Here is a 23735-nt window from a genome sequence, read left to right as displayed (position 1 = left end):
TGCGTCCTGCTGGGCCGATCGGCGCAGCGGATCAGCGACTGGCTGCCCAGTCGTCGTCCGCGTCGTCGTCGACCCACCGAGCAGCGAACTCGTCGCCGTCGTCCTCGGCGTCGTCCTTGCCCACCTGGGTGGGGTAGGACGACGGCTGGCCACCGAGTTCCCGCTGCAGGGCAGTCAGGTCGGTATTGGGTGAGCTGTACTTGAGCTCACGGGCCACGCGTGTCTGCTTGGCCTTCGCTCGGCCGCGCCCCATGGCTCGACCCCCTCGTTACGGAGTGGCGGGCGTCCAGCACTGGGCTTGGACGGCCCGTGTGGCGACCCCGACTGAGTGATTGTGTCCGAGGGCGAGCTTACGTCACGGAACGGGGCTCGGCACACGTCCTCCCCGCGCGTCCCCCGGACGGGCTGGTCAGGAGGCCTCCGGGTGGCCTGGATCTCAGTGCCGGAGGGGCAGTCGGATGGTCGACAGACGTCCCACGGAGGACATCCGCTCCTCGGCGAGTCGGTCTGCGGCGACGGCGGGGGTGACCCCGGCGGCGTCCGCGGCGGCGAAGACCCGCAGGGCGACGTCGTAGATCGTGGTCGCCTTGGCCTGGGCCCGGGCGAAGGAGAACCCGTGCCGCTCGTCCTCGACCTGGATGACCCCGCCGGCGTTGACCAGGTAGTCCGGGGCGTAGAGGACGCCCCGGTCGGCCAGCAGCTGCGCGGTGCCCTCGTGGGCCAGCTGGTTGTTCGCCCCGCCGCAGACGATCTCGGCGGGCAGCACGGCGACGGTCTCGTCGTCCAGGGCGCCGCCGAGGGCGCAGGGGGCGTAGACGTCGTGCGGGGTGCGGACCAGCGCGGCGGTGTCCGCGACCGCCTGCACCCCCGGGTGCTTCGCGGTGACCCGGGCGACGGCGGCGGCGTCCACGTCGGTGACGACGACGGAGGCGCCGTCCTCGACCAGGGAGTCGACCAGCCACGACCCGACCTTGCCCACCCCGGCCACGGCGACCGTGCGCCCGGCCAGGGACGGCGAGCCCCACCGGTGCTGCGCGGCGGCCCGCATGCCCTGGAAGACGCCGAAGGCGGTGAGCACCGAGGAGTCCCCGCACCCGCCGTACGCCAGGGACCGGCCGTGGGCGAAGCGGGTCTCCCGGGCGACGACGTCGAGGTCGGCGTTGTACGTGCCGACGTCGCAGGCGGTGAGGTAGCGGCCGCCGAGCGCCTCGACGAACCGGCCGTAGGCGCGCAGCAGCGCCTCGGTCTTGTCCGTCGCCGGGTCGCCGATGATCACGCCCTTGCCGCCGCCGAGGTCCAGGCCGGCCAGGCTGTTCTTGTAGGCCATCGCCCTGGACAGGGCCAGTGCGTCGGTGACGGCGTCGGCCTCGGAGGCGTAGGGGAAGAAGCGGGTGCCGCCCAGGGCCGGCCCCAGTGCGGTCGAGTAGACCGCGATCACCGCCCGCAGACCGGACTCCCGGTCGGAGCAGAAGACGACCTGTTCGTGCCCGGAGCCCATGACGTCCACGGCTCCAGCCTAGGGATCGTCGGTGACGACTGGGTCTCGGTGTGACCACCGCCGGGCGCGGGGGCAGCCGGCCGGGGGATCATCGAGCGTCGTCCTCCGTCCGGGGGGTCGCACGTCCCGGTCGCGGGGCGCGTGCCGCACACTCCGTGCGGGCCCACAGTGCCGCCCGCCGGCACGGACCCGCGGGAGCACGCTGCGCCCGCCGCACGCACGCACACTCGGAGGAACCCCACGATGGCCCGACCCCAGCGGCTGCTCGCCCTCGCCCTGGCCGCACCCCTGCTGCTCTCCGCCTGCTCGGGCGGTGACGAGCCGACGGCCACCGGTGCCGACGGCGACTCGCTGACCTTCGCCGTCGTCACGCACGGGTCGCCCGGCGACGCCTTCTGGGACGTCGTGCAGAACGGTGCCGTCCAGGCCGGTGAGGACCTCGGGATCGAGGTCGACTACCAGTCCGACGGCGACCCCCAGCGGCAGTCGCAGCTGATCGAGGCCGCGGTGAACCAGGGCGTCGACGGCATCGTGGTCTCGATGGCCAACCCCGAGGCGCTGCAGTCCGCCGTCGAGGACGCCGTCGCCGCCGGGATCCCGGTGGTGACGATCAACTCCGGTGCCGCCGAGTCCGTCGAGTTCGGCGCGATCGGGCACGTCGGTCAGGACGAGACGATCGCCGGCCAGGGCGCCGGGGAGCGGCTGGCCACCGACGGGCGCACGAACGTGCTGTGCGTGGTGCACGAGGCGGGCAACATCGGCCTCGAGCAGCGCTGCGACGGCGCCTCGCAGGGACTGGGCTCCGACGTCACCACGCTGCAGGTCGACATCAACGACCTGGCGGCCGCGGAGTCGACGATCACCTCCTCGCTGCAGAGCGACCCGAGCATCGACGCGGTGCTCACGCTGAACTCCGCCGTCGCCGCGGTGGCCGCCTCGGCCGCCACCGACGCCGGCTCCGAGGCCGAGATCGCCACGTTCGACCTGAACGCCGACGTGATCTCCGGCATCCAGGAGGGCACCATCTCCTTCGCGGTCGACCAGCAGCAGTTCGAGCAGGGCTACCTGCCGGTCGTCATGCTGCAGCTGTACGCACAGAACCTGAACACCGTGGGTGGCGGGCAGCCGGTCCTCACCGGGCCGGGCATCGTGGACAGCGAGAACGTCGACGAGATCGCCGACCTGGCGACGGCGGGCACCCGCTGACGCACGGCTGACCGACCGGCCGGCCCGCACCCCGGGCCGGCCGGAGCACCCCCGAGAGGACGACGAGAGACCGTGACGACGACGGACGCGCCACCGACCCGCCCCCCGGCGGACGAGCGGGTGGCCTCGGTCGGGCTGCTCAAGCGACTGCTGGTCAAGCCCGAGCTCGGCGCGCTGGTCGGCGCCGTCGTCGTGTTCGTGTTCTTCGCGGCCCAGTCCTCGGTCTTCCTGTCCCCGGCGGGCATCGCGAACTGGCTGGACCCGGCCTCGACGCTGGGGATCATGGCCTGCGCGGTGGCGCTGCTGATGATCGGCGGGCACTTCGACCTGTCGGCCGGGGTGATGACCGGGACGTCGGCGCTGACCGTCGGCATCGTGAGCGTGCAGTTCGAGACCAGCATCTGGGTCGGCATCGCCGTCGCGCTGGTGATCGCGCTGGCGATCGGTGCGCTCAACGGCTTCCTGGTGGTCCGCACCGGGCTGCCCAGCTTCATCATCACGCTGGGCACGTTCCTCATGTTGCAGGGGCTGAACCTGGGGCTGACCAAGCTGTTCACCGGCACGGTCAACGCCGGCGGGATCGGCGCGACCGCGGGCTTCGAGTCCGCCGAGGCGGTCTTCGCCTCCTCCTTCACCATCGCCGGGCAGCCGTTCCGGATCGCCGTCGTGTGGTGGGTGCTGGTGACGCTGCTGGCCACCTGGGTGCTGCTGCGCACCCGCTTCGGCAACTGGGTCTTCGCCACCGGCGGTGACGAGGTGGCCAGCCGCAACGTCGGTGTGCCGGCCGCCCGCACCACCATCACGCTGTTCATGACCACGGCCGGGGCGGCCTGGTTCGTGGGCGTCGTCTACGCGGTCCGGCAGACCTCGGTGCAGGCCAACGTGGGCATCGGCAACGAGCTGATCTACATCGTCGCGGCGGTCATCGGAGGCTGTCTGCTCACCGGCGGGTTCGGCTCGGCCGTGGGCGCCTCGCTCGGTGCGCTGATCTTCGGCATGACGCAGCAGGGGATCGTCTACCTGCGCTACGACTCGGACTGGTTCTACTTCTTCCTGGGCGCGATGCTGCTGCTGGCCGTGCTCACCAACCGCGCGATCCGGCGCTACGCGGAGGCGCGGCGATGAGCGGTCCCGAGGGCGCCCCCCTGCTGGAGCTGCGCGACATCGGCCGGGACTTCGGCTCGGTGATCGCCCTGGACGGCATCTCCACCAGCGTGCGGGCCGGTGAGGTCACCTGCGTGCTCGGTGACAACGGCGCCGGCAAGTCCACCCTGATCAAGGTGCTGTCCGGGGTGCACCAGCCCAGTCGCGGCGAGCTGCTGCTCGACGGTGCCCCGGTCCGCTTCGGTGCCCCGCGGGAGGCGCTGGACGCCGGGATCGCCACGGTCTTCCAGGACCTGGCGATGATCCCGCTGATGGCGATCTGGCGGAACTTCTTCCTGGGCTCGGAGCCGACGAAGGGGTGGGGGCCCTTCCGCCGCTTCGACGCCGCGACCGCCAAGGACGTCACCCGGCGCGAACTGGCCGCGATGGGCATCGACGTCCGGGACCCCGACCAGCCGGTCGGCACGCTGTCCGGCGGTGAGCGGCAGTCCGTGGCCATCGCCCGCGCGGTGTACTTCGGTGCCCGGGTGCTGATCCTGGACGAGCCGACGTCGGCGCTGGGCGTCAAGCAGGCCGGCGTCGTCCTGCGGTACATCGCGCAGGCCCGGGACCGCGGGCTGGGCGTCGTCTTCATCACCCACAACCCGCACCACGCCTACCCGGTGGGGGACCGGTTCGTGCTGCTCAAGCGCGGCCGCAGCCTGGGCGACTTCCGCAAGGACGAGGTCAGCCGCGAGGAGATCACCGCCATGATGGCCGGTGGGGCCGAGCTCGAGGACCTGGCGCACGAGCTGGAGCGCCCACCCTCCTGAGGGATTTCCACCTCCTGTCCCTCAAGTCCCACCCGTCACGGGTCGATGGGAGAGGGACAGACAGTGTGGGTTGCGGACAGCAACTGATGAGTCCTGTGCTGCCTCTGCGTGTTGCTCCTGTGACTCGTGGTGCAGATGGGACGCTGATCGGGCTCACACGCCATCCCTCTTCCCCAGGGAGCGACCATGCCGCGGCAGCCGCTGCGCGCCTCCGGTGACCACCGGACGCCGACCACCACGCACCGACCCGGAGCCGCCCCCCGCGGCTCCCGTCGGGCCCTGACCGGCGGGCTCGTCGGTCTGCTGGCGGTCGCGCTGGTGACCCTGGGTGCGGGCCCGGCCCTCGCCGTCCCCGCCGCCCCGGGCAACCCCTCCGACGCCGAGATCGGCTCCGCGCAGGCCCAGCAGGACGCCGCCGCCGCCGAGGTCGGCCGGATCGCCGCCCTCGTCGCCAGCGCCGAGGCACAGCTCGAGCAGGTCCAGGTCCAGGCCGAGGCCGCCGGCACCGCCTACCTGGCCGCCGAGGAGGCACTGGGCCTGGCCCAGGCCGCCGCCGACGAGACCGCCGCCCAGCTCGCCACCGCGACCGCCTCGGTCACCGCCGCGCAGGGCCGGCTCAGCGACTTCTCCCGCAACAGCTACATGAACGGCGCCGCCCTCACCAGCGAGGTCGCCCTGCTCGACGCCGGCGGTCCCGCCGAGCTGGTCGAGAAGGCCGCGATGCTGGACTGGGTCGCCGAGAACCAGCTCGACGTCCTCGGCGGCCTCGAGGTCGCCCGGGTCGCCCAGGCCAACGCGGACTCCGCCGCCCGGCAGGCCGTCGCCGAGCGCGCCACGGCCGAGCAGGCCGCCGCCGACGCCAAGGCCGACGCCGACGCCCAGGTGGCCGGCCAGGAGGCCGCCGTCTCCGCCGCCACCGCCCAGAAGCAGGCCTACGACGCCCAGCTGCAGGCCGCCCAGGTGCAGCTGCTCTCGCTGCAGGGTGCCCGCAACGCCTACCAGGCGTGGCTGGACCAGAAGGCCGCCGAGGAGGCCGCTGCCGCCGCCGCCCAGGCGCAGGCCGCCGCGGCTGCCGCGGCGGCCGCGGCTGCAGCCACCAGCAGCGCCCGCAGTGCCCCCTCCGTCGACTACGGCGGCGGCGGGTCCATCACCCCGGGCAGCTCGAACTACGTCCTCCCGGCCGCCGGCCGCACCTCCAGCTGCTACGGCAGCCGCTGGGGCACCACCCACTTCGGCGTCGACGTCGCCGCCCCGATCGGCACCCCGATCTACGCCGCCACCTCCGGCACCGTCCAGCGGGCCGGCGCGGCCACCGGCTTCGGCCAGGCCGTCTACATCCGCGGCGACGACGGCGCCGTCACCGTGTACGGCCACGTCAACCGGTACTTCGTCTCGGCCGGCGAGCGGGTCTCGGCCGGTGAGCAGATCGCCGAGGTCGGCAACAAGGGCCAGTCCACCGGCCCGCACCTGCACTTCGAGGTGCACCCCAGCGGTGCCATGTACGGCGGTCAGGTCGACCCGGTGCCGTGGATGGCGGCCCGCGGCGTCACGATCCGCGGCTGCTGAACCGACGCCCCCCACGACGAGGACCCCGCACCACGACGACCCCGCACCACGACGACGGCCCGGCACCCCACGGAGGGGTGCCGGGCCGCTGTCGTCGGAGGTCAGGAGGTGGGTGCGGCGGTGATGTCGCAGTTCGTGGTCACGTAGGCCTCGACCTCGGCCTGGGCGTCGGTGGAGGTCGTCTGCAGGGTGGTGAACTCGGTGACGAAGGCCTGCTGGCCCTCGGGGGTCGTGAGGTCCAGGCCCTGGATGTTCGTGACGACCTGGGCCAGGGCGCCGGTCAGGGTGCCCCAGGACTCGCTGATCTCGGCCGGCGGCTCGATGGCGCTGAGCTGGGCGGAGGCGTCGGCGAACAGCGCGGGGATGGTGGTCGGGTCGGCGGTGTTCGCCACGGACTCCAGCTCGCCGAGGGCCGCCTGGGCCTCGCTGCAGAACGCGGAGGCCTCGGGGTCGGCGTCCGAGCTGCTCTGCTCGGCGCTCGGGCTGGTGGTGGTCGCTGCGGCGCTGCTGCTGCTCGACGCGGCGGGCTCCTCGTCGGAGCCACCCCCGCAGGCGGTGAGCAGCACCAGGGCGGCGGACGCGGACAGGGCCGTCTTCGTGACGGTCGAGAGGCGCATGGGGGCAGGTTACGGGCCCCACGGGTGTTCTCCGGCCACGCCGAGCCGTTCGGAGCGGCGGCCTAGGGTCGCCTGCGTGGACGCACCCGTGGACCCCCGCCGCAGCTGGGCGCTGCCCGCCCCGGGCGCGATGGTCGGCACCGTCGAGCTCGAGCCGCTGGTGACCCGGGTGCTGGCGCCCAACCCGTCGCCGATGACCCTGGACGGCACGAACACCTACCTGGTCGGTGCCCCGGGCAGCGGTCGGGCCGTCGTCGTCGACCCCGGTCCCGACGACGCCGAGCACCTGGCCGCCGTCCTCGACGCGCTCCGCGACCGGGACGCCGAGCTGGTGGGCGTGCTGGTCACCCACCACCACGGCGACCACGCCGAGGCCGCACTGCCGTGGGGCGAGCGGTTCGGCGTCCCGGTGGCCGCGGGGTCCCGCGACGTCGCCGGGGACGCCGGCCGGGTGTTGGAGCACGGCGACCGGGTGGAGCTGGCCGGGACCGTGCTGGGCGTCGTCGGCACCCCGGGGCACACCCGGGACCACCTGGCGTTCCGGCTGGAGTCCGGGGCGGTGCTGGTCGGGGACCACGTGCTGGGCCGCGGCACCTCGGTGGTCACCCACCCCGAGGGCGACGTGCTGGCCTACCTGGACTCGCTGCGACGGGTGCACGACCTGGGTCCCTCGGCGCTGTACTGCGGGCACGGCCCGGAGCTCACCGAGGACGTCGGCGCGGTGCTGGGCTTCTACGCCGCCCACCGGGCGTACCGGGAGTGGCAGCTGGTCGACGCGCTGCTGCCGGGCGCGCAGACCGTGGACGAGCTGGTCACGCACGTCTACGCCGCGGTGCCCCGCGAGGTGTGGCCGGCCGCGGCGCAGTCCACCCGGGCCACGCTGGCCAAGCTGTCGGCGCAGGGCCAGGTCGTGCGCGGCGCCGGGGACAGCTGGCGACTGGCCTGACCCCTGATCGTCACGGCCCCGCAACGCGCGCGGGTGAGCATCGCGGCGTGACCCGCCTGCTCGTGACGAACGCCGTCCTGCTGACCTGCGACCCCGACCGTCCGCCGTCCTTCCGGGGCTGGTTCACCGTCGGGGACGACGGCCGGCTCACCGCCGTCGAGGCCGGCGACCCGGGCCCGGAGGTGACCGCCGACCGGACCCTGGACGTCGGCGGCGCGCTCGTCGGGCCCGGCTTCGTCTCCGCGCACAGCCACCTGTTCACCTCGGCCAGCCGCGGGCTGGCCGCCGACCAGTCGCTCTACGGCTGGATCGAGGGCATGACCCGGTACACCGACGCCGGGGACGCGCAGGACGTGTACTGGTTCACCCGGCACGGCAGCCAGGACTTCCTGCGCAACGGGATCACCACCGCCTTCGACTTCACCGACCCGAACCTGTCCTTCGAGCGGGAGTCCGCGGGCGTCGCGTCGTTCTCCGCCGCGCTGCCCGACAGCGCCTACCAGCACGCCCAGCTGCGCGCCCGGGTCGACGCCGGGCTCCGCTCGGTGCACAGCCTGATGCTCGGCCAGGGTGCCGTCCCGCACGCGGACTCCCTGGCCCAGCTCGACGAGGTGGTCGCGATGGCCGCCGACACCGACCCCGCGCTGCTGCTGGGCCTGGCGGTCTCGGGCTCCGTGCAGTGGGCGCCGGAGGCGACGGCGGCCGACCTGGAGCTGGCCGCCATGCAGCGGCACGGGATGCTCAACCAGCCGCACCTGCTGGAGACCCCGCACGAGGTGGAGCTGCAGCGCTCGAAGTTCGCCTGGTACCGGGACGCCGGCGTGCTGGGCCCCGACGTCGTCTTCGGGCACTTCATCCAGACCGACGACGAGATCATCGCCCAGGCCGCCGAGGCCGGCTGCGGGGTGAGCTGGCAGCCGATGAGCAACGGGCGCCTGGCCAGCGGTGTCACCCGCATCCCGGAGATGCGTGCCGCGGGCATGCGGGTGGGCATCGGGCTGGACGACCAGTCCTGCACCGACGTCTCGGACCCCTTCGCCAACATGCGGACCGGGATCTCCCTGCTGCGGGCGACCTACAAGGACCCCGCGGCGATGCCGGTGCACGACATGCTGGTGCTGGCGACCCGCGGCTCGGCGGAGACCCTGGGCATCGACGACCGGGTGGGCAGCCTGCGGGTGGGCCGGTTCGCGGACTTCCTCGTCGTCGACCCGCGCGACCCCGACACCGGCCCGGTGTGGGACGCCGTGGCCACCTACGTGCTGGCCTGCTCGCTGCGGAACCTGCACGCGGTCTGGTCCGGCGGGGAGCTGGTCGCCGACGGGGCGCGGCTGGTGTCCGACGGCGCGGCCGAGACCGTCGACCAGGTGCACGAGCGGATGGCCCGGCTGCGCGTCCTGGTCGACGGTTGCTGACCGCCGGGGGTCAGCTGGTCGGTGCCGGCGTCAGGTCGGTGATGCCGCAGTTGTCGGTCAGGTAGGTCTCGGTGGCCGTCGAGGCCGGGTCGGCCTCGGCACCGAGGCCGTCGAGCACCTGCTGGAACTGGGCCTGGCCCTCCGGGGTGCTGATGTCCACGCCGGCGGTGTTGTCGGCGACCTGCTGGAAGCTGTCCCCGAGGGTCTGCCAGGCGTCGGCGATCTCGTCCGGCGGGGTGACCGCGGCCAGCTCGTCGGCGGCCTGCTGGAAGGCGGCCGAGGCCTGGGTGGGGTCACTGGCGGTGGCGGTGATGGCGCCCTGGATGGAGGTCAGCGCGGCCTGGGCGTCGGTGCAGAACGCCTCGGTGTCGGCGTCCGCGGGCTCGGAGGACTGCGGGGCGGACGACGTGCTCGCCGCGGACGACGAGGAGGCGTCCGCGGAGTCGTCGCTGCCGCCGCAGGCGGGCAGCAGCAGCAGGGCCGCAGCGGACAGGGTGGCGGGCACGAGGGTGCGGAGGCGCATGGTGAGCAGGCTACGGACGCCGTCACCGGGTGAGAACGACCCGACCGGGGGAGACACGGCCGGTCCCGGGCTGCGATGCGCCTGCGCGTCGTATCTTGACCGCATGGAGTCCACGGAGGTCCGAGCGCGGTGAGCTCACCGCACCACCCCCCGATGCCCTACTCCGGCACCAGCTCCGCTCCGCACCTGGACCCGGGCGTGGCCGGCCTGGACGCGCCCCGGCCCGCCCAGCGCCGCCGGCTGTTCGGCCGCGGCCTGGCCGAGGGTGAGCCCGTCGCCGGCGCAGCCGACGTCGCGGCCTGGACCGCCCTGCTGGCGGCGCCGGTTCCCTCCCCCCGGCGGATCGGCGTCATCGCGCTCAAGGGCGGGGTCGGCAAGACCACGCTGTCGGTGCTGCTGGCCAGCACGCTGGCCCGGTCCCGCCGGGACCCGGTGCTGCTCTTCGACACCGACACCACCTTCGGTTCCCTGGCGCTGCGCACCGGGGTGCCGCTGCAGGCCTCGGCGCACGAACTGGCCACCGCCGGTGACCCCGGCCGCTTCGACGTGCTCGCCGGCGCCCTGGCCCGCTCGGCGGACGGCGCCTGGGTGCTGCCCAGCGGGCGGGACCCCGAGCAGAGTGCCGGACTGACCGAGGACGTCTACGTCCGGGCCATGAACGCGGTCTTCCAGCACTTCGCGGTGATGGTCACCGACTGCGGCGCGGGCCTGGCGACGCCGCTGATGCGCCGGGTCGTCAGCGGTTGCCACAGCCTCGTGCTGGCCACGTCCCCCAGCGTCGACGGCCTGCTCGCCAGTCACAACGTCCTGCGCTGGCTGCGTCAGTCCGGCTTCGAGGCCCTGGCCGACCGCAGCATCGTCGCCGTCACCAACGTGTCGCCCGGTGGCGCCGTCGACGTCGGAGCCGCGCGCGAGCGGTTCGCCGGGATGGCAGGGGACTTCCTCACCGTGCCCGCCGACCGGCACCTGGCCACCGGCAGCAGGCTGCAGCTGGACGCACTCGAGAGCCACACGCGTGCCGCGGCGACCCGCTTGGCCGCCTCCGCTCTCGGCGCGGCCCTCGCGACCCCCTGAGGCGCGGGGCAGACACCCCGACCCAACGTCCCCGTCTCAGGCGATGGCGGCGCGGACGTCGTCGGCGGTGATGGTCTGCAGCTGCTCGAGCGTGGGTCGCTCGCCGAGCCGGCGCAGTCGCTGGGACTGGATCTTGCGCAGCTTCTCGAACAGCTTGCGGGCCTCCCGGGCGTTGCCGAAGTCCGCGCCCCGCTCGACGGTGGCGAAGTGCTCGTGCAGCACCGGCTCGGCCTCGGGGTCCAGCCGGTAGTCCCCCGAGGACACCATCCGGCTGGTGATCAGCGTGAGCTCGTCCGCGCCGTAGTTCTCGAACTCCACGGTCTTGACGAACCGGGAGGCCAGGCCGGGGTTGGCGTCCAGGAACTGGACCATCTCGGCGGTGTAACCGGCGGCGATCACCGCGAGGGTGTCGCGGCGGTCCTCCATCAGCTTGACGATCATGTCGACCGCCTCCTGACCGAAGTCGTTCCCGCCCCCGCCGGCCTGCCGGGTCAAGGTGTAGGCCTCGTCCAGGAAGACCACGCCACCGGCGGCCTCGTCGAACACGGCCGCGGTCTTCTCCGCGGTGTGCCCGATGTACTGCCCCACCAGGTCCCGCCGGGAGACCTCCTTGAGCGGGCCACCGGGCAGCGCGCCGAGGGCGGCCAGCAGCTGGCCGTAGATGCGGCCGACCGTGGTCTTGCCGGTGCCGGGTGCACCGGCGAAGACCAGGTGGTGGCTGGAGCCGCCCACCGCGAGCCCCGCGCTGCGCCGCCACTCGTTGACCTGGATCTCGTCGATGATCGACCGGACCTCGTCCTTCACGCCCTCCAGCCCGACCATCGCGTCGAGCTCGGCGAGCAGCTCCTCGACCCGCTCGGGGTCCCCGCCGCCGCTGTCGGAGGCGCCGACCCCGGCGGCCGCGGCCGCCGGCGCCTCGACCACCTCGACCTCGGCCCCCTCGGCCACGTCCAGCCCGGGGGTGGACTCCAGCCGGCAGGCCTCGACCCGGCCCGACGTGCCGGCGTCGAAGACCACGCCGGCACCGCCGGTGCCGTGCACGTGCAACCGCACCAGGGACGCCCGAGCCCCCTGCGCCACGACGACGCCCTCCGCGGTGGTGCCGGAGACCTCGCAGCTCTCCAGCGTCGGCCGGGCGGACTGGTAGACGTACACGCCACGGTGCCCGGCACCCTCCACGGTGCAGTCGCGCAGCACCGGCTCGGCGCCCAGCCGCAGGACGACGGCGTCGTCGGCGCTGCCACGCACGGTGGTCCGTTCGAGGGTGCCGCTGCAGTCCTCCAGGACCAGGCCCTGCTGGGCGGCCTCGACGGTGCAGTCGGCCACGGTGAGCCGGGCGCGGTCGGCGGCGCGCAGACCTGCGCCGTACGTCGCCGAGAGGGTGCAGTCGGTGAGCACCAGGTCGGCGTCGGCGACGTCCACGGCGGCGGCCTCGGTGGCCCGCAGGACGAGGCCGCGCAGGGTGACCCGGCCACCGCGGACCCGGACGGTCGGGTCGTACCCGCCGTCCCCGACGATCTCGACGACCGCGCCGTCGGCAGCCTGCACGGTGACCTCCCGGTCGACGACGTCCAGGCACTCCGCCCAGCTGCCGGCGTCGACGACCAGGGTGGCGCCGGGGGGAGCGTCCAGCAGGGCCTCGCGCACCGAGGGGTAGGTGCCGGGCCGGTCGGTGGACACCTGCAACGTCGTGGTCATCGCTCCGCCGGGTCGGGGTGGTGGCTGTCCCGCGACCCTACCGAGAGCGCCCTAGGCTGGCCCGGTGCCGGAACCGACCCTCGAGGAGCAGCTGGGCGAGCTGTGGGCTGCCGGGGACCGGGTGTCCTGCCTGCAGCTGTTGCGCGGTGCGGAGCTGGCCCTGCCGGTCACCGAGGCCGCAGCCGAGGGCCGGGAGCCCGCGGCCTGGGCCACCGTGGCTGGTCCCGACCGGACCTGGGTGCTCGCCTTCACCTCCGTGGAGGCCATGGTCGAGGCCACCGGCGGGGCCGCCACCCGGGCCCGGGTGCTGGGCTTCGCCGAGCTCGCCGCCGGTTGGCCCGACCCTCGGTGGGGGCTGGCCGTCGACCCCGGACGGCGCACCCCGTTCTCCCTGGAGTCCGGTGCGCTGGCCCGGCTGGCGGCCCCCACGCTGGTCGAGGACCGGCTGCGCGAACCGGACACCCTGCCGACCCTGGTCCAGCGGCCGATCAGCGCCGACGAGCTCTTCGAGCTGATCAACACCCGGTCGGGCCGGGTGTCGGGCTACGTGCACAACCTGCACGACGCCGCACACCTGAGCACCCCGGAGGCGCTGCTGGGCGCGGTGGGCCTGCGGGACCGTGCCGGTGAGCTGCTCGCCGAGGACGGCACCCTGCTGGTGCTGCGCTGGCCCGTGCTGGAGCCCGAGGCGCACCGCACCCCGCTGGGCGGCACGGACGACGAGCGACGCGACGCCGTCGGCGGCTGGGTGGTCGAGGAGGAGCCGTTCACCGGCCTCGGCTTCACCGCCGACGTGGACTCCCTGGTGCGCGAGTACCGGGTGCACGGCCTGCTGCTGCCGCACGCGGCCGAGGTCTGGGAGATGGCGCCCGACGGGACCGAGCGCCGCCGGGCGCAGTGGGACGGGGACGCCGGCCGCTGGCTGTGGGCCGTCCGGGTCGACCCGGATGCGGCTCCCGAGGGTCCGACTCCTGACGGCCCGGCTCCTGACGGCACGGCTCCCGAGGGCGGCGCCCCGTGACCGGCTGGGCCACCCACCGGGCGCGCTGGCGCGGTCAGGAGCACCCGGCAGCGCTGGAGGCCACCGTCGAGGGCCTCCGGGTCCGGCTGCGCTCGGTCGCTCCCGAGGAGGGCTTCGAGGAGGTCGCGCCCGGGCTGCACGTGCGGTCGGTGCCGGCCCGGGAGTGCGACGCCGTCCTCTCGGTGCGCACGGTCGGCACCTGGCGGGGGGCCGACGTCGTGGTCCTGGACGACCGGGACGACGAGCTCCTGGTCGAGGCCACCGGCGGGTCCTGGACGGCGGCCCGTGCCGCCGGCTTCGACCGGGTGGACCGCGGGGTGTGGCGGCGCTGGGTGCCCCGGGACGACGTCCGCGGACTGCGGGAGGACACCGCCCTGCTCGAGACGGACTGACCCGGGAGCTCAGCGGCGCTCCAGCCCCCCGATGAGCCAGCGTTCGACGTCGGTGGGGGCGACCTCCACGGTCCGCCAGCCGCCACGGTGCGCCACCACGACGGTGGTCGCCGGGTGCCCGGCCAGCTGACGGGCGGCGTCGGGCAGGTTCAGCGCACTGGCGGCGAGCCGGGCCTCTGCCAGGCTCGGCGACAGCAGCAGGGACAGGTCACAGGTGCCCAGCAGGGGTGCGCTCCAGCTGCTGAGCTGGTCGTGCGCGGTGACCACCGTGCTCCACCGGCCCACCCGCCGGGGCTCGGCGCTGGCCGCGGACTGCGCGTCGACCACCAGCAAGCGGGGGGTGTGCACGCTGCCGTTGGCGTCGTCGTCGGCGTGCGGGGTCAGGACGATGCTCCCGGTGGCGCCGGGGGAGAGGTTGGCGAAGGTCTGCCAGGCTGCGGGACGGCGGGTCTCCACCGACACCTGGGCCCCCACCGCGAGGGCGCGGAAGGCGAGCAGCTGGGCCAGCGGGAGGCCGCCGACGGCCACGGCGGTGGTGGGTTCGGGCCGGAAGAGCGCGATGCTGGCGGTGCCGCCGTCGGGTGCCGTGCCCAGCACGACCCCGGAGCCCCCGGTGCGCAGGGTGACCGCCGCGGCCGTGGGCAGGTCGGCGAGGTGGGTGTCCAGCGCCTGGGGCACCACGGGAGCGGTGCTGGGCAGCCGGGGTCGGGGGCTCATCGGAGGAACCCCCCGAACGCCACGGCAGCGGCCATCCCGGCGGCCTGCCGGCCGTCCAGCCGCTCGACCCGCGCACCGCACGAGGTGGCCTCGGCCTGCAGCCGTGCGGTGACGTCGTCCAGCGCGGCGGACCCCGGCAGGACGACCCGCAGCGAGGTCGCGAGCTCGACCTGGTCGGCCGAGACCCGGCGGGCGGCCAGCGACACGGTGGTGGACACTGCCGTGCTGGTGCCCAGCCGGTCGACCAGTTCCTGGCCGGCCGGGGACTCCAGTGACGGCCAGTCCAACAGCCGGAAGGTCGTGTGGACAACGGTGCCCGCGGACCAACCGGTCCACGTCTCGGTGACCCTCGCGCCGGTCAACGCCGCGTCACCGCCTCGTGGGAGGCCCTGGGGGCCGGCCTCCAGGCCCGCGACGCCGATCAGGGCCGCGGCCAGGTCGTCGGGCCCGAGCACCTGGGTCCGCAGCCCGGCGCGCTCCAGCTGGCGGCGCAGCCGGCGCAGGCCGTTGACCAGGGGAGCCTCCAGGTCGGCGGTGCCGTCGTCGTCAGGGCGGCGGACGACCTGGAGGGCGACCCAGCAGCGCCGCCGGGCCGGGACCGTGCCGCCGGTGAGCTGCCGGTAGGACAACGCCGCCGGGTCGTCGGCGCCCGCCCATGCCGGGGCGGGCACGGTCTGCACCAGCAGCTGGACGGCCAACGCCGGGACCGTCGCGTCGTCGTCCTCGACGGGGGGCAGCAGGGCGGTCAGCGGGGGCAGGGTCCGGGTGGCCTCGGCGGTGGGGTCGCCGCCCTCGGGGCTGGTCTCGACCAGGACGCTGAGACCGGTCGTGTGCACGATCGTGCCGACCTCGTCGTCGCCCACCCTCAGCAGGCCCAGGCTGCTGCCCCGGGCGAGGGAGTCCAGCACGGTGCGGGCGACGTCGGCGGTGGTGTCGCCGGGCCCGCCGAGGGCGACCGAGCGGCGGCGCGCCCGGAAGCGGAGCCACAGTCCCAGCCACTGGTGCAGCCACCTGCCCCGCACCCGGACGGCGGTGAGCAGCACCGCGAGCGTCGCGACGACGGCGACCGGGACCAGCACGGCGGGCGACTGGCGGTGCACCGTCAACACGGCGGCCACCGCGGCCTCCCAGACGACCAGTTGCAGCACGTGCAGGCCGCCGACCGTCCACGGCCGGCGGCGGCGGACCGGCCGGGTCGGCCGGGGACGGGTCGGCACGTCGCCGTCCGGCGCGGCCACAGCGTTGTCCAGGGCGGCGACGGCCGCGCCCTGGGGAGCTGCGGCGGCCTCCGCCTGCGGGGCGGCCGCCTCCTCGGCGACCACTGCGGCCGCGGTGTCCGCCGCCCCGGCGGCGAGCCCGGTGCCGGTGTCCTGGGTGACCGTGGTCAGCAGGTCGCCGGCCTGTGGGCTGCCGACCTGGTGGGCGGTGCCCTCCCAGGCGGCTGCCCGGCGTGCGCCGTAGGGCATCGGGGGGAGCGCAGCAGGGGCCGGTTGCGCGTCCACCGCGGCCGTACCGGGCACCGGCCGCGATGCGGGGGCGGGTTCGGCGAGGTGCTGGGCTGCCGCCGGGGGCGGGAGCACCGCGCCCTGGGGTGCCGCTGCCGCCCGCGGGGCCCGCAGCACGGCACCGGCGTCAGCACCGGCGGGGCCGGCGTGCCGCGCGGTGCGCGCCGGGCGCGGTGCCGCGACGGGCTGGTCGGCCGGGGTGGCTGCCGGTCGGGACGGGCCCGGGGCGGCCGCCGGGGGAGGCGCGGTCACCGGTCGCCCCGGCCGCGGCCGTCGGGACCGATCGCCGGGCCCGGGCGCCGGTCGGGTCGGCGCTCCGCAGGTCGGTCGATGACGCCGTCGCCGGAGTCGGCCACGTCGAAGAGCTCCGCGTCGCCGACCTTCTCCACCGGGGCACCGTCCTCGTCGTCGGGTCGCCGGCGGGTGCGCGGCGACGGGGGCGGTCCGGCGGGTGGGGTGCCGGGGACGCCCGGGCGGGCACCGCCACCGGGCCCGCTGCCGGGGCGCAGAGCCTCGCCGGCGGAGGTGCCGACCGGACGGGGTGTGCCGGGGCGCAGCGGTGCGCCGGGCTCGGACGACCGTCCGCCGAGACCTCCCGGACCTCCCGCACCTCCCGGGCCTCCCGGGCCGGACGGGGCGCCTGGACGGGAGGGAGCGCCGGGACGGGAGGGTGAGCGGCCGCCAGGAGCCCCGGGGGACCCGGCGGGACCGGATGGGGCGCCGAGGCCACCGCGACCGCCCGGACCACCGGCCGCTCCGGGACCGCCGGGCGTGCCCGGTCGTCCGAGGGGCCCGGGGCCACCGGGCGAGCCGGGTCGGCCGGTGGCCCCGGGTCCACCGGGAGCGGCGGGGGCTCCGGGTCGCCCGGCGCCACCGGGCCCGCCGGGTGCAGCCGGCGCGCCGGGACGCGCACCGGGGGAACCCGGGGCAGCGGGCGCACCGGGACGCCCACCGGCGCCGGGTCCGCCCGGGGCGGCGGGGGCAGCCGGGCGTGCGCCGGGGGCGGCGGGGGCTCCGGGACGTGCTCCGGGGGAACCCGGGGCGGCGGGCGCGCCGGGGCGACCTGCGCCACCTGCGCCACCGGGGGCACCGGGGGCGCCTTGACGGGCACCGGGTCCACCGGGCGCCGCGGGAGCGCCGGGACGACCGGTGGCACCGGGTCCAGCGGGCGCGCCCGGTCCACCCGGGGTGCCGGGACGGGCCGAGCCGGGGGGTGCGGGCGGGGTGCCCCCGCGGGCACCCTGCAGCCCACCAGGGGCCCCGGGTGCCGAGGGGCTCCCTCCGACGGGACGACCGGGAGCGGCCGGCGGGGTGCCTCCGGAGCGCGCCGGGGCGCCGGGAGGGGCACCGGGCGGGGTGCCCCGGCCGCCCAGGCCGGGACTCGCCGGGGTGCCGGTGCCCGGAGGGGCGGCCGGTGGTGCCGAGGGACGCAGCGGTGCGCCGGGTGCACCGGGTCCGCGGGCCGCGGTGCCGCCGGGCGGGGACGGCGGAGCCGCCGGGGGCGCGCCGCGACCCGCGAGCTGGTTGCTGGGACCTCCCGGCCCACCGGGGGCACCGGGGACGCCGCCACGACCGGTCGGCGGAGGGGCCGGCGGGGCCCCGGCGGTGCGGCCGCCGAGCTGGGGCGGAGCGGGCGGCGCACCGGCGGATCCGCTGCCGGGGCTCGGTGGGGCCTGCGGAGGCGCGCCACGGCCGACCAGTGCCTGCGGGACGCCACCGGCGGGCGGAGCGGCCGGGGCGGGTCCACGGGCAACGGCCGAGGTGCCCGTGGGGGCCGGGGGCGCTGCAGGCGCCGCTCCGCGCGCGGCGGCGCCCATCAACGAGCTCGCGCCGAGGGCGGCTGCCGCGGCGGCGGCACCGAGGCCGGCCGGCGGTGCGGGAGCGACCACGGCCTGCGGGGCAGGCGCCATCACCGGCGCGGGGGCGACGGCAGGGACGAGCGGTGGCGGCACCACGGGCGCGGGAGGGGTCAGCGTCCCGGTCACCGGGGGAGCGGGCGGCGCCGGGGGTGCGGTCGGGGTGGGTGGCGCCGCCGGTGGTGCGGACGGCGCCCGCGGGGGTGCTGCCGGCGAGGGGCCACCGGTCCTGGGGGCGGCGGGGGCGCCGGGACCGCCCGGCACGGCGGGCGCGCCCGGCGCCCCCCGCTGCAGCAGGGCGGTGATCTGCTCCGCGCTGGGCACGGCGGCGTTCTTGGGACCCGACCACCGTTCGGCGGTGGTGAGTGCAGAGGCCTCCTCGGCCAGCGTGTTCTCCAGCGGGCGCATCACCTCGGAGAGCGAGCGCTGGGTGAACTCCTCGCTGGCCGCGGCCAGCCCCGCCCCGTGGTCGGGCTCGATGGGGACCGGGTAGCCCATGTAGCCCGAGACGTAGGTGGTGCGCTCGCTGAGCACCGAGGTGCGCCGGCTGTCGAACTCCTCCAGCAGCGTGGTCATCTTCTGCTGCGCCTGGTCGATGGCCGTGGCCACGCGGTCCAGGACCGCGGCGTTGTCGGTGGCGACCACCGACCAGCGCTCCAGGCTCGACATCGCACCGGCGACGTGGACGAAGAACGCGTCGGAGGCGTCGGACTCCCAGGTGTCCCGGACCGGCATCGCCTGGGAACGCAGCGTCGACTGCACGCTGTCCAGCAGGGTGGCCGCGTTGGCCCACATCTGCGACGCCGCCCGCGCGGCGCCGTCGTCGAGCTGGCTCAGCGCGACCGCGTGTTCCTCGATCTGCTGGTTCTCGACGGCCGGCATGCCCTCGGGGACCGGCGTGGGCTCGACGACGTAGGGCCCGAAGGGGCCCATCGGCCCCGGGCCGAACTCACTCTCGGGCACGGTGCCCCCGTCCCGAGGGCAGGGGGGTCACTCGTCGTCGGGCTGCGGGGCGGTGTAGTCGTCCCCGGTCTCGGCGTCGGCGCCCATCTGCTCGAGGGTGCCGTTGGGGTCCAGGCCCTCCAGGTCGTAGTTCCGGTCGACGGTGTAGGTGTCGCCGGTGTCCCCGTACTCGACGGTCTGCTCGCCGGCGCGGGGGTCGGCCTCGTCGGTCGGGGCGTCCTGGTCGGGGGACAGGTCGGTGGGCTCGGGGAGCTCGAGGGTCTCGACCATGCCGTCGATGACGGCCTGGTCCTCGGCGGTCACCTCGGCCTGCTCGGCTGCCGCGGCGTCCATCTGCTGGCGCAGCGACGGGCCGCCCGCCGGGGGCGCGAACGCAGAGGTCACCTGCTGCATGGTGGCCGACTGGGTGCTGTCGGAGTCGACGTAGTTCAGCGCGATGGTGCTGGACCCGGCGCTGAAGGCGGCGAGCCCCACCCCGACGTCCTGGGCGAAGGCCATCAGCTGCTGCACCCGGTCACCGTGCGTGCCGGCCAGGTGTGCCGAGGACTGGGTGCCCGCGCCGACGCCGGAGGCCAGCTGCATCAGTGAGCCGATGCCGCTGGCGACGTTGGCGTTGAACGCCGCGGCCTCGGCGCCGGTCTGTGCCGAGAAGGTCTTGAGCACGTCCGGCTCGACCCGCACGCCCATGCCCTGGGCCTGGGTGAACAGGTCGTGGGAGTTCTCCGGGTCGGCGGGCTTGAGCCAACCGGGGGTCGCAGGACCCCCGCCACCGTCATGGACTGCGGGCACTGGTTCCTCCTCGACGCGGGACGCAGGTCGCAAGGGATGCTAACGAGCAGGGGGTTCCCAGGCCAGCTGTACGAGCCGGGTGCCCTCGCGTCGGGTGACCAGGAACCCCCGTCCGGGGGGCAGCGGCTGTGGTTTGACGTTGCCCACGAGGGCGCCCTCGTCCTTGGCCCCGGACATAACCACGCCCGGCGTGGACAGCTCCCGCAGGCGCATCAGCAGCGGCTCGTAGAGGGCCCGGCCGGCACCACCGGAGCGGCGGGTGACCAGCAGGTGCAGACCCACGTCGCGGGCCTGGGCCAGGTACTCGACCAGCGGCAGGAGCGGGTTGGGCTGCCCCGCGGCCACGAGGTCGTAGTCGTCGACCAGCACGTAGAGCTCGGGGCCCCGCCACCACGACCGGTCGCGCAGCTGCTCGGAGGTGACGTCGGGTCCCGGCAGGCGGCCGGCCATCACCCCGGCCACCTCGGTGACCATGTCGCGGGCCTGGTTCGCGCTGCTGGCGTACCCGATCAGGTGGTCTCCCTCGACCGACCCCAGCAGGCTGCGCCGGTAGTCCAGGACCAGCATCTTGGCGCCGGTGACCGGGTCGCACTGCTCCCGCAGCCGGCGGGCGAAGGTGCGCAGGAACGAGCTCTTCCCGGACTCGGCGTCGCCGAACACGACCAGGTGCGAGTCGCCGGACAGGTCCAGGTGCACCGTGCCCAGGTCGGCCTCCGCGATGCCCACGGCGAAGCCCCGCTCGGGGACGGCGCGCAGGTCGGCGTGGGTGACCACCGGCGGGAGCAGTCGGACGGCGGGGGCGGTCGGCCCCTGCCACGCGGCGGCGATGCGGCCGACGGTGGCCTCCACGCCCTCGGCCAGGTCCTCGGTCTCCTGCACGCCGTCGACCCGGGGGAGGGCGCCGAGCACGTGCATCTTGTCCGCGGTGATCCCGCGCCCGGGGGTGCCGGCCGGGACGTTCACCGCGGTGCGCCGGTCCAGCATGGAGTCCCCTGGCTCGCCCAGCCGCAGCTCCACCCGGGTGGCGAACTGGTCGCGGATCGCCGGGCGCAGGTCCATCCACCGGGAGGCCCCGACGACCACGTGCACGCCGTAGGACAGGCCCCGGGTGGTGAGGTCGGTGACCGCCGCCTCCAGGTCCTCGAACTCGTTGCGCAGGGTGAGCCAGCCGTCCACGACGAGGAACACGTCGCCGAACGGGTCGCCCTGGACCTGCCCGGCGCGCAGCCGGCGCCGGTAGGTCGCCATGCCGTCGATGCCCTCGCGGGCGAAGCGGTTCTCCCGCTCGACGACCAGGACCTGCAGCTCGGCGACGGTGCGGCGGATGACGTCGACGTCCCGGCGCCCGGCGACCGAGCCCACGTGCGGCAGGCCGCGCAGGGAGGACAGCGAGCCGCCGCCGAAGTCCAGGCAGTAGAACTGCACCTCCTGCGGGGTGCAGGTGAGCGCCAGGCTGGTCACCAGGGAGCGCAGCAGCGTGGACTTCCCGCTCTGCGGACCGCCGACGACGACGGCGTGCCCGCCGCCCCCCGCGAGGTCCAGGACCAGCGGGTCACGCCGCTGGTCCAGCGGGCGGTCCACGAGCCCGACGGAGGCCTGCAGGCGGCCCCACAGCTCCGGGTTGTCGACGGTCAGCCCGCGGCGCTCGTCCACCGTGAGCCGGGGCAGCAGCTGATCCAGCGTCGGCGGCTCCTTGAGCGGGGGCAGCCAGACCGGGTGGGCCGGCGTCCCGGCGCCGTCGAGCCGGTCGACCAGCACGTCCAGCAGGCTCTCGCCGACCTGCTCGTCGGCGTCCTCGGCGGGCGGGCCGGCCTCGACGTCCTCGACGGTGACCGGGGGGGCCAGGTACTGGGTGTCGTACTCCAGCACGGTCGCCCCGCCGGCGCCGGTGCCCTCGGCGCGCCGGGCTCCCGAGCGGGTGTGCGTCCCGGAGACGTAGGCCGCGCGGAAGCGCTCGAGCGGGTCGGTGCCGAACTTGACGTAGCCGTGCCCCGGGGCGCGGGGGAGCTCGAAGGCGTCCGGGGAGGCCAGCACCACGCGGCTCTCCATCGCCGAGTTGGTGCGCAGCCCGATCCGGTAGGACAGGTGGGTGTCCAGGCCGCGCAGCCGGCCCTCCTCCAGGCGCTGGCTGGCCAGCAGCAGGTGCACGCCCAGCGAGCGGCCCACCCGACCGATCTGGACGAACATGTCGATGAAGTCGGGCTTGGCGCTGAGCAGCTCGCTGAACTCGTCGCAGACGATGAGCAGGCTGGGCAGCGGGGCCAGGGGGACGCCGGAGGCACGGGCGCGCTCGTAGTCCCGGACCGAGGAGTAGTTGCCGGCCGACCGGAGCAGTTCCTGGCGGCGCAGCAGCTCGCCGTTGATCGCGTCGGTCATCCGGTCGACCAGAGGCAGCTCGTCGGCCAGGTTGGTGATGACCGCGCTGGTGTGCGGGAGCCGGTCGAGCTTGGTGAAGGTCGCACCGCCCTTGAAGTCCACCAGCACGAAGTTCAGCGTCTCGGAGTCGTGGGTGGCCGCCAGGGCGAGCACCAGCGTGCGCAGCAGCTCGGACTTGCCGGAACCGGTGGCGCCGACGAGCAGGCCGTGCGGGCCCATGCCGTCCTGGGCGGACTCCTTGATGTCCAGCTCGATGGGCTGCCCGTCGGGGCCCACCCCGATCGGCACGCGCAGCCGGTCCCGGTTGGGCCGCGGTGCCCAGCCCTGGGCGACGTCGAACTCGTAGGGGTCGGAGATGTCGAGCAGGTCGGCCAGGCCCATGGCGACGTTCATCGCCTTCTCCCCACGCGGACCGGTCGACAGCCGGAAGGGGGCCAGTTGGCGGGCCAGCGCCTCGGTCTGGGCGACCCCGAGGGAGTCCGCCCGCCCGACCGGTGCCTCGCCGTCCAGGGTGCGGCTGAGCACCGCACCGTCGGTGGCGACCTCGAGCACCAGGGTGGCCCGGTCCAGCAACCGCGGCGGCGGGTTCGTCAGGTCCAGCACCGTGACGCCCTCGACGCCGCCCTCGGTCATCAGGTGACTGGACCCTGTGGTCTCCCCGCCGTCCAGGACGACGACGAGGTGCGGGCCGGTGACGCCCGCCGAGGGCCCCGACGGGTCGAACCGGGGCCGGCTGGCCAGCAGGTCCTCCAGCAGCGCCTCCAGCGCGGGCACCGTCGGGGTGAGCAGGCGCAGCTTGCCCAGGGCGTCGGAGCGCTCGGGGTGCAGGGCGTGCGGCAGCCAGCGGGTCCACTCCCAGTCGGTGCGCTGCTCGGGGCCGGCGACCACGGCCACCAGGACGTCGTCGGGGGCGTGGTGCACGGCCAGCTGGGCGAGCACGGCCCGGGCCAGACCCCGGGTGCGTTCGACGTCCCCGCGCAGGTGGACGCGGCCGAACCCGTTGGCCGCCATGGCGACGGGCAGCTCCGGGACGGTGGACCAGGTGCGGACGAACCGGCGCAGCGCGGCCGCGGCCATCGGTTCGAGCTCGTCGAGGGGGCGGGTCTGCGGCGGGACGATCGGGGTGGCCAGCGTCTGCGGCCCCAGCCCGATCCGGACGACCCCGAAGTCGGCGTGCTCGCGGCGTCTCTCCCACAGCCGGTGGCTGGCCGCCGTCGTCCACAGCTGGGCCGGGTCGGGGTGCCGGTAGAGCATCGCGGTGCGCTGCTCGGCCGCGGTGCGGCGGACCCGACGGCGGTGCAGGGCCAGGTGCCGCATGTACTGCCGGCGGGCCTCGGCCATCTCCTTCTTGCCCGGACCACCGCCACCGTTCATGACGGTCATCGCGACCATGCCCAGCGCCGACACGCCGAGCATGCCCCCGGCCAGGTAGGACAGCGGGCCGCCGCGGCCCTGCGTGAACATCAGCGACATGGCCCCGGCGCCGGCCAGCATCGGCAGCACCATGAGCATCTGCTGCCAGCGGCGGCCGCCCGGTCCGGGGAGCTCGGGAGGTGGCTCGACGACGACCTCGCCGGAGGGCAGCTCGGGCGCGTCCCGCCGCGGTCGGCGGCGGATGACGACGGTGCTCACGCTGGTGACCTCCTGGTCGTGCCCG

The 23735-nt window shown here is 75.5% G+C and carries 21 protein-coding genes; 11 read left to right on the top strand and 10 right to left on the bottom strand.

Annotated elements, in window-relative coordinates; translation table 11 throughout:
- Positions 1–31: 31 nt before the first annotated feature.
- Entirely contained in the window at positions 32–217 is a 186-nt protein-coding gene (locus ASG41_RS03985) for a DUF3073 family protein (protein WP_369799967.1), read from the bottom strand.
- A 219-nt stretch (positions 218–436) separates the two neighbouring features.
- Entirely contained in the window at positions 437–1498 is a 1062-nt protein-coding gene (locus ASG41_RS03980) for a Glu/Leu/Phe/Val dehydrogenase (protein WP_056290382.1), read from the bottom strand.
- A 243-nt stretch (positions 1499–1741) separates the two neighbouring features.
- Here ASG41_RS03980 and ASG41_RS03975 point away from each other — a divergent pair, with 243 nt between their 5' ends.
- From ASG41_RS03975 to ASG41_RS03960, 4 genes are all read left to right on the top strand, one after another.
- Entirely contained in the window at positions 1742–2704 is a 963-nt protein-coding gene (locus ASG41_RS03975; RefSeq protein WP_056289864.1) for a sugar ABC transporter substrate-binding protein, read from the top strand.
- Between the two features lie 72 nt (positions 2705–2776).
- Positions 2777–3829, top strand: coding sequence for an ABC transporter permease (locus ASG41_RS03970; protein ID WP_056289861.1), 1053 nt, complete (start codon positions 2777–2779; stop codon positions 3827–3829).
- Positions 3826–4620 carry an ATP-binding cassette domain-containing protein gene (locus ASG41_RS03965; protein WP_056289858.1) on the top strand — a complete coding sequence of 265 codons (795 nt, stop codon included), beginning with the start codon at positions 3826–3828 and terminating at the stop codon, positions 4618–4620. The genes ASG41_RS03970 and ASG41_RS03965 overlap by 4 nt, the downstream gene beginning before the upstream one ends.
- A 186-nt stretch (positions 4621–4806) precedes the next feature.
- On the top strand, positions 4807–6186 hold the full coding sequence (locus ASG41_RS03960; protein ID WP_082556506.1) for a M23 family metallopeptidase: 1380 nt from the start codon (positions 4807–4809) through the stop codon (positions 6184–6186).
- A gap of 101 nt (positions 6187–6287) precedes the next feature.
- On the opposite strand, the gene ASG41_RS03955 is transcribed toward ASG41_RS03960, so the two are convergent.
- The gene (locus ASG41_RS03955; protein ID WP_056289855.1) at positions 6288–6803 is read right to left on the bottom strand and encodes a hypothetical protein; all 516 of its coding nucleotides are present in this window, start codon (positions 6801–6803) and stop codon (positions 6288–6290) included.
- Between the two features lie 76 nt (positions 6804–6879).
- On the opposite strand from ASG41_RS03955, the gene ASG41_RS03950 reads away from it, so the two are divergent.
- Complete coding sequence (locus ASG41_RS03950; RefSeq protein ID WP_157518960.1) at positions 6880–7749, top strand: MBL fold metallo-hydrolase; 870 nt, start codon at positions 6880–6882, stop codon at positions 7747–7749.
- Positions 7750–7796: 47 nt separating this feature from the next.
- Positions 7797–9164, top strand: coding sequence for an amidohydrolase family protein (locus ASG41_RS03945; RefSeq protein WP_162245525.1), 1368 nt, complete (start codon positions 7797–7799; stop codon positions 9162–9164).
- Positions 9165–9174: 10 nt separating this feature from the next.
- On the opposite strand, the gene ASG41_RS03940 is transcribed toward ASG41_RS03945, so the two are convergent.
- Positions 9175–9687 carry a hypothetical protein gene (locus tag ASG41_RS03940; protein ID WP_157518956.1) on the bottom strand — a complete coding sequence of 171 codons (513 nt, stop codon included), beginning with the start codon at positions 9685–9687 and terminating at the stop codon, positions 9175–9177.
- 129 nt (positions 9688–9816) lie between these two features.
- On the opposite strand from ASG41_RS03940, the gene ASG41_RS03935 reads away from it, so the two are divergent.
- Positions 9817–10761, top strand: a complete 945-nt coding sequence (locus tag ASG41_RS03935) for a MinD/ParA family protein (RefSeq protein WP_157518954.1) — start codon at positions 9817–9819, stop codon at positions 10759–10761.
- Between the two features lie 36 nt (positions 10762–10797).
- On the opposite strand, the gene ASG41_RS03930 is transcribed toward ASG41_RS03935, so the two are convergent.
- Complete coding sequence (locus ASG41_RS03930; protein WP_056289845.1) at positions 10798–12459, bottom strand: AAA family ATPase; 1662 nt, start codon at positions 12457–12459, stop codon at positions 10798–10800.
- Between the two features lie 64 nt (positions 12460–12523).
- On the opposite strand from ASG41_RS03930, the gene ASG41_RS03925 reads away from it, so the two are divergent.
- Positions 12524–13480: an SseB family protein gene (locus ASG41_RS03925; RefSeq protein WP_082556504.1), complete on the top strand. Its 957-nt coding sequence runs from the start codon at positions 12524–12526 to the stop codon at positions 13478–13480.
- Positions 13477–13872 carry a hypothetical protein gene (locus ASG41_RS03920; protein ID WP_056289842.1) on the top strand — a complete coding sequence of 132 codons (396 nt, stop codon included), beginning with the start codon at positions 13477–13479 and terminating at the stop codon, positions 13870–13872. The genes ASG41_RS03925 and ASG41_RS03920 overlap by 4 nt, the downstream gene beginning before the upstream one ends.
- 9 nt (positions 13873–13881) lie before the next feature.
- On the opposite strand, the gene ASG41_RS03915 is transcribed toward ASG41_RS03920, so the two are convergent.
- The 3 genes from ASG41_RS03915 to ASG41_RS23380 all read right to left on the bottom strand — a co-directional run bounded on the left by ASG41_RS03915 (position 13882) and on the right by ASG41_RS23380 (position 16483).
- Complete coding sequence (locus ASG41_RS03915; protein WP_157518952.1) at positions 13882–14589, bottom strand: hypothetical protein; 708 nt, start codon at positions 14587–14589, stop codon at positions 13882–13884.
- Positions 14586–16055, bottom strand: a complete 1470-nt coding sequence (gene eccE, locus ASG41_RS03910; protein WP_056289833.1) for a type VII secretion protein EccE — start codon at positions 16053–16055, stop codon at positions 14586–14588. The genes ASG41_RS03915 and eccE overlap by 4 nt, the downstream gene beginning before the upstream one ends.
- Positions 16056–16342: 287 nt before the next feature.
- Positions 16343–16483: a hypothetical protein gene (locus ASG41_RS23380; RefSeq protein ID WP_157518947.1), complete on the bottom strand. Its 141-nt coding sequence runs from the start codon at positions 16481–16483 to the stop codon at positions 16343–16345.
- Positions 16484–18308: 1825 nt separating this feature from the next.
- Here ASG41_RS23380 and ASG41_RS25030 point away from each other — a divergent pair.
- Together ASG41_RS25030 and ASG41_RS03900 are read left to right on the top strand one after the other, a co-directional pair.
- Positions 18309–18443, top strand: coding sequence for a hypothetical protein (locus ASG41_RS25030; protein ID WP_255352953.1), 135 nt, complete (start codon positions 18309–18311; stop codon positions 18441–18443).
- A 24-nt stretch (positions 18444–18467) separates the two neighbouring features.
- The gene (locus tag ASG41_RS03900) at positions 18468–18866 is read left to right on the top strand and encodes a hypothetical protein (protein ID WP_157518945.1); all 399 of its coding nucleotides are present in this window, start codon (positions 18468–18470) and stop codon (positions 18864–18866) included.
- A gap of 74 nt (positions 18867–18940) precedes the next feature.
- On the opposite strand, the gene ASG41_RS03895 is transcribed toward ASG41_RS03900, so the two are convergent.
- Positions 18941–19702 (bottom strand): hypothetical protein, encoded by a 762-nt coding sequence (locus tag ASG41_RS03895; RefSeq protein WP_056289820.1) that lies wholly within the window; start codon positions 19700–19702, stop codon positions 18941–18943.
- Between the two features lie 39 nt (positions 19703–19741).
- Positions 19742–23710 carry a type VII secretion protein EccCa gene (eccCa, locus tag ASG41_RS03890; RefSeq protein WP_056289817.1) on the bottom strand — a complete coding sequence of 1323 codons (3969 nt, stop codon included), beginning with the start codon at positions 23708–23710 and terminating at the stop codon, positions 19742–19744.
- Positions 23711–23735 lie beyond the last annotated feature (25 nt).

Origin of the sequence: Modestobacter sp. Leaf380, from assembly GCF_001424485.1 — a bacterium.
Taxonomy (GTDB): Bacteria; Actinomycetota; Actinomycetes; order Mycobacteriales; family Geodermatophilaceae; genus Klenkia.
The sequence above is the reverse complement of the archived record's forward strand: the minus strand, read 5'-3'. Positions and strand labels throughout refer to the sequence as shown.